This window comes from Nocardia sp. NPDC060220 (genome assembly GCF_042727815.1).
Lineage (GTDB): Bacteria > Actinomycetota > Actinomycetes > Mycobacteriales > Mycobacteriaceae > Nocardia.
In genome coordinates this window covers 1-7162 of sequence record NZ_JBHWZY010000328.1, presented here as the reverse complement: position 1 = coordinate 7162, position 7162 = coordinate 1, and the positions used below count along the sequence as shown (strand labels likewise).

Below are 7162 nucleotides of genomic sequence, written 5' to 3'. Positions count from 1 at the left end.
ATCCTCGCTCGCCCACCCGGATTCGAGAAGCCCAGCGATCAACGCCTCCCCGATCCGGCCACCACCGATCACCGCAATCCTCGACACAAAACGCAAGGTTAGCGGACAAGTTCCCGGACACGATCCGCCCACCGAACACCCGCCGCGCCGCCCTATCGGACCGACGCGACTGACCGCTGATGGTTTTAGGGTTCTCCCGAGATCAGGCCGAGGTGATGTTGGGGCAGTTGGATTGGTTGCTGACGTTGATGTCTCCGCCACGTCTCATGCTGGTGTGCTGCCGATGAACGCACCGTATGAGGATCCAGCGAAGAACTGGTTCGCGATCTTCGTTCAGGTCGAGACGGTCACCGCCGAGCTGTCGGTGAAGCAGCCGCGTGAGATCGCCCTGTACGAGCTGTTCGGGCTTGGTCTCAACCGTTGCTTCGAGCTTCGAGACTCTGGGCGAGGTGGTCCAAGCCCTGTAGTACTGCGGCACGTTGTTGGTCCAGGTCGGTGAGTAGCTGTGCGTGGGCTTCGAGTTCGCGGGGGAAGACCTCGTCGATCAATCCAATTCCTGCCGGGGTGAGGCGAATCAGGGTCGATCGTCGATCGGTCGGGTTCTGGGTGCGGGTGATCAGTCCTCGCCGTTCGAGTTTGGTGAGTGTTTTTCCGACGCCTGCCCTGGACATGCCGAGATGTTCGGCCAGACGGATCGCGGTGAGGGGTGGGTCGGCATACCGGAGGGGTACAAGTAGGCCCACCTCTGCCGGGGTGATGTGGGCCTGGGCGTAGATGTCCTCCACGGCGCGGTCGAGCAGGGCGGAAATGCGTTTGATCTGGCCGACCACCACCATGGCGGAGGTGTCGAGGTCGGGGTTTCGGATACGCCAGAGATCGGATGTCCGTTCTCGGAGCGACGTTTCGGCCATCACCTCTCCTTTTGTTAACTAGTGAACAATTCGGTACGTTCGGAGCGTACCCGGACGGTGACAAGGTCGTGCGGAGTGGTCGAGGGGGAATTGTGGTTCACGATGTCGTGGTGGTCGGTGGGGGCGCGGCCGGTCTGAGTGCCGCGCTGGTTCTGGCTCGATCGTGTCGTCGGGTAGTGCTCATCGACTCCGGTGAACCCCGAAATATGGCTGCCCAGACGACGCATGGGTACTTGACCCGGGACGGAGTCGCGCCGGGGCAGTTGCTGGCGACAGGCAGCGCGGAGGTGCGCCGCTACGGTGCGCAGGTGCTGACTGGCCGAGTCGTGGACATCGCAGCGGTCGACGGACATTTCTCGGTGGAGACCGAAGCCGGGGCCGTCGTTGTGGCGCGGGCAGTGGTTGTAGCGACGGGCCTGCGCGATGAACTGCCGGCGATCCCTGGAGTTCGAGAACAATGGGGACAAGGGGTTCTTCACTGTCCGTACTGTCACGGATACGAGGTGCGAGACGCGCCGCTCGCGGTTCTGGGTGGCGCGAACAGGGCATTTTCCGTGCACCAAGCGTCGCTGGTACGTCAGTGGTCCGACGACGTCCTCTTCTTCCCGCGAGAGATCGCGTTGTCGGACGACGAGCGCCGCCGCTTGTCCGCGCGCGGCGTTCACGTCGTCGAAGGAGAGGTGAACCGAGTGGTTGTGCAGGACGGTCCCCTCCACGGCGTCAAACTCGCATCGGGACAGCTCATTTCGCGGACGGCGGTCTTTGTCGGGCCGTGTTTCACTCCCCGTGATGAGCTGCTCACTCGGCTGCGATGCGCGGTCGGCGACGATGGCTGGGTCGCGGTCGATGCCACGGGGCGCACCAGCGTCGCTGGTATCTGGGCCGCGGGCAATGTCGCCGATTCGCCTGCGCAACTCGTCCACGCCGCGGCCGCGGGATCCAGGGCCGCTGTGGCGGTGAATCATTATCTGCTGGAACTGGATATCCAGCTTTCGCTCGCCGAGTATTGACTCGGTCCGCTCGTTGCGGGATGTGCTCGACCCCCGAGGGGGTCGGAATCGTGGTGAGTGCAAACGGTGACCGGCGGTTGTGTGCTCGGCTAACGTTTCGGCGGTCGGGTTGCCTGGTGAGGAGAGTGTGTTGACCGTCGACGTCGATATCGCGGTGCATCCGCTCGATGATCCGGTGCGGGCTTCGTTGCGGGGCGAGCACAGTCGTTTCGCGCGGTGGACGGGGCGGATCGGGCGCTATGAGCCGGAAGTCGCGCGATTCGTCGGGCATCCGGCGGTGCTCGATGAGCAGGATTGGGCTGATCTGGGCGCTGTGCTCGGGTCGGGCGGCAGTGCTGGAATCCGCGGGATCGGGCATGTGGTGCCGGCGGAGTGGGCGGTGCTCGCCGAGTTCGACACCGTGCAGATGGACGGCGCGGGATTGCGGGTTGCCCTCGATCCTGAGCTCGAAAGACTTACTGCCGCTGATGTTCCCGAGATCTTGGAGCTGATCGCCCGGACCGAACCCGGCCCGTACGCGCCGCGGACCATCGAAATGGGCACCTATCTCGGACTGCGGGTCGAGGGTCGGTTGGTGGCGATGGCGGGGGAGCGGCTGCATCCTCCGGGGTGGACCGAGATCAGCGCGGTGTGCACCGATGTCGAATTTCGGGGCCGGGGGATCGCCTCGCGGCTGATTCGGGCGGTCGGGGCCGGAATCCGCGCGCGGGGTGAGACGCCGTTTCTGCACGCGGTCGCACACAACACGACGGCGATCAGTTTGTACGAGACGCTGGGCTTCACGGTGCGCAAGAAGTCGACGCTGACACTGGTGCAAGCGCCCTAGGTCATCGGGTGGCGGCCGATCGGGTCACCTCGTCGGCGATGTCGCTGACACCGGGCATCGCGGCGATCTCGGCGGCGACCGCACGTGCGTTCGTCCTCAGGTCGGGATCAGAGATCAGGGCGTTGAGGTGGGCGGCGGTGATCGAACGGGCAGGCGCCGACAGTCCGGCGCCGCGTCGCTGCACCGAGATCGCGTTCCAGGCTCGGTCGCCCGGTGCGGGGGTGGCGATCTGAGGGACCCCGGCGTGGAGGGCGGCATAGACCGAACCGGCTCCCGCGTGGTTGACCATGGCAGTGCAGTGGGGCAGAGCTTCGTGCAGGGCGATCCACCCGGTCGTGCGGATGTTCGCGGGAAGTGCGGTGTTGCGCAGTGTCTTTCGATCGGGTCGCACGATGACGATGTCGGCATCGACATACGGTGCGGCGCGCACGATCGCCCGCAGCATCGTGTCCGGACCGTCGCCGAGCATGGTCGAGCGGGTGACGAGAATGCGTGGGCGTGTGGACGGTTCGCGCAGGAACGCGGGTGTGTCCGCGCCCGGGGCGGAGTACGGGGTGTAGCGCAACGGCCGCCCCTCGACCCGGACGATGCTGGGCGGGGCGATGGACAGGGTGCTCGCCGGAGCGGGCAGAGCGGCGTCGGTGAGCAGACGCAGCAGTTCACGGCGGATGACGGTGCCGTTGTCGAGGGCGATGTTGTGCAGGATCGTGGGTACGCCGAGCCGGTCGGCCACCATCGCCGCGGCCGCCGCGAACGGCTCGTGCACGATCACCTCCGGTGCGAACTCGGTAGCGGCACGCAGCAGCGGCTCGACCATCGGCCGATTGGTGACCGCGAAGACGTGGGCGCCGCCGCGTGCGTCCGCCATCCCTTTCCCCGACCGCACCGCCAGCACCGGATGCCGCCCCAGCCCGCGCACCGCGGCACGCAGATAGTTGATCGGCGGGGCGACATCGGCCACCGGCAATCGCGCGCGCACCACCGCGGCCGCGTCCCCGCCGGTAGCCACCATGACGTCGTGCCCGCGCTCGCGCAGAGTGTCGACCAGCGGCATCATCGGGAACAGATGCCCGATCAGCGGCATCGCCACGAACAGCACTCGCATCAGGTCCCCGCCATCGCCCCGGGCGGCCGCAGTCTCGACCGCCACCATCCAGCACTACGACTCAACGTCGACGATAGTTCACCTCGGCCCCGCATCGAGAGAGTTACGCGGCTGCTGCCCCGTGATAGAACAAGTCGCCGAGGCCGACGGTGAAGACGAGGATGCCATAGAGGGCGTGCTCCACCGAAGTGGTGAGCAGCGAGCGGGTCCGCCGATACCGGGCTGCGAAGAGAACACCGGCCGCCGCGCTCAGCAGCACCGAGATCGGGTTGCCGACGATGAAGTGGGCGAAACCGAACGCGACGGCGCTGGCGGCGATCATGCGCGGACCGTCGCCGAAGATCGGCGCGTAGCGGTGAAACAGGAAGGCGCGGAACAGCAGTTCCTGCGGATAGACGCTGACCAGCGGATAGAACACGAGGACCAGGACCCAGATCAGGGGACGTTCGCGCGGTAGATCGAACAGCGAATCGGGCCGGAACACCGCCACCGCGGCGGCGAGGGTCAGGGCCGAGATCGCCCAGAGCGCGAGGATGCCGGGCAGGGCGGGGCGCAGTGCGTCGGCCCGCCAGAAGCTGCCACGATCGAAACCGTGGCGGCGCAGGTAGATCACGATGCCGACGGTGATCGCCACAAGGAAAGGCAGCGGGCTCACACCGCGCAGCAACACCGCGAACAATCCGGTCAGGCCGAAGAAGAGGGCGACGAATTCGACTGTGAGCCAAGTCTTCCGGCTGGTGCGGCCGGTGTCGACGGTCATCTGCCGAGATTAGCCGCTGTGCTCGGCCTTCGTCGCGGCCAACGTCGCCAGCAGGGCGGGCAGGGCGATGTAGTAGTCGTAGGTGACCAGTTTCTGGGCGTCGGGATCGCGCTGCCACAGGCCCGCCGGGCCGCGATAGTCCGGGATTCCGCTGTCGGTGGAGACGCCGGCGCCCGGACAAGATCGCCACGAGCTGGGTGGTCATGGCCATCCGGCCTAGGTCCGGTAGAGCGGTGCGGTTGATGGATTTCGGTCGTTGTCCTCGCGAAAGGCTATCGCATCTGACTATGCAACGCTAAAGTCTGCCTGGAGTGGACAACAGCGGAAGGTGGCAGACGAATGACGTCGGCAACGGTCAAACGGCAGGTACTCGAACTCGGTGGGGCGTTCATGATCTCGCGCGAGGCCAGGGCGTTCGGGGAGACGACCGGGGTGGCCGGGTTCCACGGCGCCTACACGCGAGGCCGTGGCGGGGTGCTCGGTGACGTCGACGCCGACGTGGTGACCGCCGCCTTCGGCTTCTTCGAACCCGGATGCGTGCGCGCCGCATGGGAATCGGTACCGATGCCCGCCGCAGGCGCCGCGGTGGAATACATGCTCGCGTGTCGCGATTTCGGGCAACGCAAACTGGCCGCGTTCGAGCAGGCCGACCGGCTCGCACAGCTGCTGCGCCGCGTGGTCGATGCCGCACCCTCGACCGGCTTGCCCCTGTTCGCCGGTTGGCGGGCCATGCCGGTGCCCGAGGACGGGCGGGCCGCGGTGCTGCAACTGACCCATGTGCTGCGCGAGCTCCGCGGCGGACTGCACCTGGTCGCGGTGCTGGCCAACGGACTCACCCCGCTGCAGGCGATCCTGGTCGCGGGCTCCCCGATCCTCGACGGACCCGGTCACGCGAAATTTCTGGGCTGGACCGAACCGTTCGAGACGGTCACCGACGATGTGCGGGTGCGCTGGGACGCGGCGGAGAAGCTGACCGACGAACTGATCGCACCCTGCTTCGATGTCCTCGACGACACCGAGCGCGACGAGCTCGCCACCCTGATGCTCGACGCGCACCGAGTCGCCCTGACGCGCTAGAACGTTCAGGAACCGATGACGTCGCGCCCGCGGCCCACGATCAGTGGGTCGGCGGTGCCGACGATCTCGACATCCTTGTTGCCGTAATCGAACCCGCTCAACACGTGCCGCATCGCGTTGAGCCTGGCGCGCTTCTTGTCGTTGCTCTTGACCACGATCCACGGTGCGTGATCGGTGTCGGTGTGCTCGAAGTTCTCCTCCTTGGCCGCGGTGTAGTCGTCCCATTTGTCGAGCGAGGCCAGATCCATCGGCGAGAGCTTCCAGTGCCGCACCGGGTCGACCTGGCGGATGGCGAAACGGGTGCGCTGCTCCAGCGGCGAGACCGAGAACCAGAACTTGACCAGGTCGATACCGTCGTCGACGAGCATCCGTTCGAACAGCGGCACCTGCGACAGGAACCGTCGATGCTGTTCGGGCGTGCAGAAACCCATCACCCGTTCGACACCGGCGCGGTTGTACCAGGAGCGGTCGAACAGCACGATCTCGCCCGCGGCGGGCAGGTGCTCGACGTAGCGCTGGAAATACCACTGGGTGGATTCGCGCACGGAGGGCTTTTCCAGTGCCACGACCCGGGCCCCGCGCGGATTCAGGTGCTCCATGAAGCGTTTGATGGTGCCGCCCTTGCCTGCGGCGTCGCGACCCTCGAACACTATGACGACGCGGCGCCCGGTCGCCTTGACCCAGTTCTGCAGTTTCAGTAGCTCGATCTGCAGTAACCGCTTGTCGAGGTCGTATTGCAGGCGCGAGAGGCGCTCGTCGTAGGGGTAGCCCTCGCGCCAGGTGTCGACGACCAGGCCGCCGGGTTCGGTGAGCAGGATCGGATCGTCGTCGTCGCTGTCGTCGACGGTGAATCCGGTGGTGTCGGCCAGGTTCACGACGGTCGCGAGATCGGCGATCTCGCTGACATCACGGGGGATCGGACGAATCTCGACATCGGTCATCCCGTGACGCTAAATGGTGTGCGTGTCGCGAAGATGAACGCGCGGTGCCCAGCGCAGCGAGGCTGCCGCGCCAACCCTGGCAACACGGCGATGTGGGCTCGGTATCGTGAATTGGTGCAGATGGCACCCCGTTCGGGGCAGACTGTGATCTGATTCACGCCGCTACTCGCGAGGCAATGCTGCCCGCCGTGGAGAGGACGACGCCGATGCATGATGGAGGCTCCTTCACCGACCAGTCCGCTCTTCCCGACGGCGAGCCGGCCTCGGGCAGCCGCGTGATCCGGATCGCGTCCGTCGCGGCGCTGGGCGGATTGTTGTTCGGCTTCGACAGTGCCGTGATCAACGGGGCCGTCTCGGCGATCCAATCCGAATTCGATGTTGCCGACGCCGTTCTCGGCTTCGCTGTGGCCTCGGCGCTGCTCGGCGCCGCCGCGGGCGCCATGACCGCGGGCCGGATCGCCGACCGCATCGGCAGGCTCAAGGTGATGAAGATCGCCGCGGTCCTGTTCTTCATCAGCGCGGTGGTCACCGC

The 7162-nt window shown here is 66.4% G+C and carries 9 protein-coding genes and 1 pseudogene; 4 read left to right on the top strand and 6 right to left on the bottom strand.

The window, feature by feature from the left end:
• Positions 1-87 (bottom strand): NAD(P)-binding domain-containing protein (locus ACFWF3_RS18220; RefSeq protein ID WP_379314562.1); only part of this gene is annotated, 87 nt, incomplete at its 3' end.
• A gap of 326 nt (positions 88-413) precedes the next feature.
• Complete coding sequence (locus ACFWF3_RS18215; protein ID WP_379314560.1) at positions 414-911, bottom strand: MarR family winged helix-turn-helix transcriptional regulator; 498 nt, start codon at positions 909-911, stop codon at positions 414-416.
• 68 nt (positions 912-979) lie between these two features.
• Here ACFWF3_RS18215 and ACFWF3_RS18210 point away from each other — a divergent pair, with 68 nt between their 5' ends.
• The gene (locus ACFWF3_RS18210) at positions 980-1921 is read left to right on the top strand and encodes an NAD(P)/FAD-dependent oxidoreductase (RefSeq protein ID WP_379314561.1); all 942 of its coding nucleotides are present in this window, start codon (positions 980-982) and stop codon (positions 1919-1921) included.
• Between the two features lie 127 nt (positions 1922-2048).
• On the top strand, positions 2049-2747 hold the full coding sequence (locus tag ACFWF3_RS18205) for a GNAT family N-acetyltransferase (protein ID WP_378991874.1): 699 nt from the start codon (positions 2049-2051) through the stop codon (positions 2745-2747).
• A gap of 1 nt (position 2748) precedes the next feature.
• Here the strand turns inward: ACFWF3_RS18205 and ACFWF3_RS18200 are convergent, their stop codons facing one another.
• The 3 genes and pseudogenes from ACFWF3_RS18200 to ACFWF3_RS18190 all read right to left on the bottom strand — a co-directional run.
• Positions 2749-3852 (bottom strand): glycosyltransferase, encoded by a 1104-nt coding sequence (locus ACFWF3_RS18200; protein ID WP_379314559.1) that lies wholly within the window; start codon positions 3850-3852, stop codon positions 2749-2751.
• A 103-nt stretch (positions 3853-3955) separates the two neighbouring features.
• On the bottom strand, positions 3956-4612 hold the full coding sequence (locus ACFWF3_RS18195) for a CPBP family intramembrane glutamic endopeptidase (RefSeq protein ID WP_379314558.1): 657 nt from the start codon (positions 4610-4612) through the stop codon (positions 3956-3958).
• A 9-nt stretch (positions 4613-4621) separates the two neighbouring features.
• Positions 4622-4774 (bottom strand): annotated as a pseudogene (locus ACFWF3_RS18190) (NAD-dependent deacetylase); the annotation flags it as partial.
• 177 nt (positions 4775-4951) lie between these two features.
• Between ACFWF3_RS18190 and ACFWF3_RS18185 the strand changes: the two are divergent.
• Positions 4952-5689, top strand: coding sequence for a hypothetical protein (locus ACFWF3_RS18185; protein WP_378991871.1), 738 nt, complete (start codon positions 4952-4954; stop codon positions 5687-5689).
• 5 nt (positions 5690-5694) lie between these two features.
• Here the strand turns inward: ACFWF3_RS18185 and ppk2 are convergent, their stop codons facing one another.
• Complete coding sequence (gene ppk2, locus ACFWF3_RS18180) at positions 5695-6630, bottom strand: polyphosphate kinase 2 (RefSeq protein ID WP_379314557.1); 936 nt, start codon at positions 6628-6630, stop codon at positions 5695-5697.
• A 206-nt stretch (positions 6631-6836) separates the two neighbouring features.
• On the opposite strand from ppk2, the gene ACFWF3_RS18175 reads away from it, so the two are divergent.
• Positions 6837-7162, top strand: a 326-nt coding sequence (locus ACFWF3_RS18175; RefSeq protein WP_379314556.1) for an MFS transporter, incomplete at its 3' end; no start/stop codon positions are given.